Origin of the sequence: Caulobacter sp. D5, assembly GCF_003185805.1 — a bacterium.
Taxonomy (GTDB): Bacteria; Pseudomonadota; Alphaproteobacteria; order Caulobacterales; family Caulobacteraceae; genus Caulobacter.
The window spans coordinates 1-2,248 of sequence record NZ_QHJY01000171.1 but is presented as its reverse complement, the minus strand read 5'-3'; the positions used below and the strand labels follow the sequence as shown (position 1 = coordinate 2,248).

The 2,248-nt window shown below is 69.3% G+C and carries 4 protein-coding genes; all 4 read left to right on the top strand.

Annotated elements, in window-relative coordinates; translation table 11 throughout:
* On the top strand, positions 1–634 hold a 634-nt coding region (locus DMC18_RS12545), incomplete at its 5' end, for a methyl-accepting chemotaxis protein (RefSeq protein ID WP_233248139.1).
* Positions 634–918: an STAS domain-containing protein gene (locus DMC18_RS12540; RefSeq protein ID WP_370443997.1), complete on the top strand. Its 285-nt coding sequence runs from the start codon at positions 634–636 to the stop codon at positions 916–918. The genes DMC18_RS12545 and DMC18_RS12540, both read left to right, overlap by 1 nt.
* On the top strand, positions 915–1,280 hold the full coding sequence (locus DMC18_RS12535) for a response regulator (RefSeq protein ID WP_058347355.1): 366 nt from the start codon (positions 915–917) through the stop codon (positions 1,278–1,280). Before DMC18_RS12540 ends, DMC18_RS12535 begins: the two co-directional genes overlap by 4 nt.
* 57 nt (positions 1,281–1,337) lie before the next feature.
* Positions 1,338–2,248: Hpt domain-containing protein (locus DMC18_RS12530; RefSeq protein ID WP_199232567.1), on the top strand; the 911-nt coding region annotated here is incomplete at its 3' end.

The window sequence follows — 2,248 nt, the reverse complement described above, 5'->3', positions numbered from 1 at the left end:
CGGCGTGATCGACGAGATCGCCTTCCAGACCAACCTCCTGGCGCTCAACGCCGGGGTGGAGGCCGCCCGGGCGGGCGAAGCGGGACGTGGTTTCGCTGTCGTCGCCCAGGAAGTCCGCGCGCTCGCCCAGCGCTCGGCCGAGGCCGCCAAGGAGATCAAGACCCTGATCTCGTCGTCGACCCAGCAGGTCTCTGCCGGGGTGAGCCTGGTCGGCCAGACCGGGGAAGCCCTGCAGCGGATCGTGGTGAAGGTCGGCGAGATCGACGCCCTGGTCACCGAGATCGCCGCCTCGGCGGCCGAGCAGGCGACCGGCCTCAACGAAGTGAACACCGCCGTCAACCAGATGGATCAGGTGACCCAACAGAACGCCGCCATGGTCGAGGAATCGACCGCCGCGACGCACTCGCTGAAGGGCGAGACCGCGGAGCTGGTGCGCCTGATCGGTCGCTTCCGGGTGGGTGAAGGTTCTGCCCAACGCTTTGAACGCCCGCGCGAAGCCGACGCTCATGTCGACTCGCCGGCCCGCAACCCCGTCGCCGAGCAACGCGCCCGGCTCGGCGCCTTCGCCCGGCCTGGCCGTGGTGGAGCCGCCGCAGCGGCCGCCCCGGTCAGCGACGGCTGGGAGGAGTTTTGATGACTGTCCTTTCGCTGCCCGAGACGCTTGATCTGAAGGCGTCGGGCCCCCTCAAGGCGGCGTTCCTGGAACGCCGCGGCGAGGCGGTCGAGGTCGAGGCCGGCAACGTCCGGCGCCTCGGCGGCCTGTGCCTGCAGGTGCTGCTCGCGGCCAAGACCGCCTGGGCGGCGGACGGAAAGTCCTTCTCTATCCGGGCCCCTTCGGAGGCCTTTGTCGAAACCACCCGTCTGTTCGGCGCCGAAGGGGCGCTTCTCTCGGCGGATATCCATGGAGTTCAATCGTGACGCGGACGGTCCTCACGGTCGATGATTCCCGGACGATGCGGGACATGCTTCGCATGGCCCTCGCCGGCGCCGGGTTCAACGTCGTCGAAGCTGTCGACGGCGAGCACGGGCTGGAAGTTCTTTCGGCCCATCGCCCCGACGTAATCATCACCGACATCAACATGCCCAAGCTCGACGGCTTCGGCTTCATCGAGGCGGTGCGGGTCGACGACGACTATCGCGCCATCCCGATCCTGGTGCTCACCACCGAAAGCGACCCCGCCAAGAAGGACCGCGCGCGCCGCGCCGGCGCCACGGGCTGGATCGTCAAGCCGTTCAACCCCGAGAAGCTGGTCGACGCCATCCGCCGCGTCGCGGCCTGACGTCTCTCTTCTTTTCGTCTCGGGTACTGAAGACTCTCTCGTTTTAGGAACGTTGGAATGGACGAGTTAGAGGCCATCAAGGTCACCTTCTTCCAGGAATGCGAGGAACTGCTCGCCGACCTCGAAGGCGGGCTCCTGGCCATGCAGGACGGCAACGACGATGGCGACACCGTCAACGCCGTGTTCCGCGCCGTCCACTCGATCAAGGGGGGCGCCGGCGCCTTCGGCCTCGAGCCGTTGGTCCGCTTCGCCCACGTGTTCGAGACCCTGCTCGACGCCGTACGCTCCAACGAGGTGCCTGCGACCCCGGACCTGGTGGTGACTCTGCTGCGCGCCTCGGACGTGCTGGCCGACCATGTCAGCTCGGCCCGCGGGCTGGGCGACGTCGACGAGGCGGTCTCCGCCTCGATGGCCGCCGAGCTGAAGGCCTGCACCGACCCGAACGCCGCGCCGGCTCCCGCCGCCGCGCCGGTCGAGGCCGCTGCGCCGGTCGTCGAGGCTTCGGTCGCCGTTCCGGCCGCCGAAGCGCTGATCGGGGCCGACGACGCCCTGGACGATGACGACCTCGGCTTCGACTTCCAGCCGATGACGATCACCATCGACGAGCAGGCGGCCGACGTCGCCGCCGCCGCGGGCAACGTCTGGACGGTGTCGATCCGTCCGAAGTCGGACCTCTACCGCAAGGCCAACGAGACCGCCCTGCTGCTGCGCGAACTGGCGCGCCTGGGCCCGATCGAGGCCACGCTGGACGCCAGCGCCATCCCGCCGCTGGAGCTCCTGGACGCCGAGGCCGCCTATGCGACCTGGACCGTCCGCCTGGAGACCGACGAAGACGAGAACGCCATCCGCGAAGTCTTCGAATTCGTCGACGGCGACTGCGACCTGGAAATCACCCGCGGCGAAGCCGTGGCGACCGACGACGCCCTGGCCGCCCTGCTGGCCGGTTCGGCTCCGGCCCCCGCGCCGAC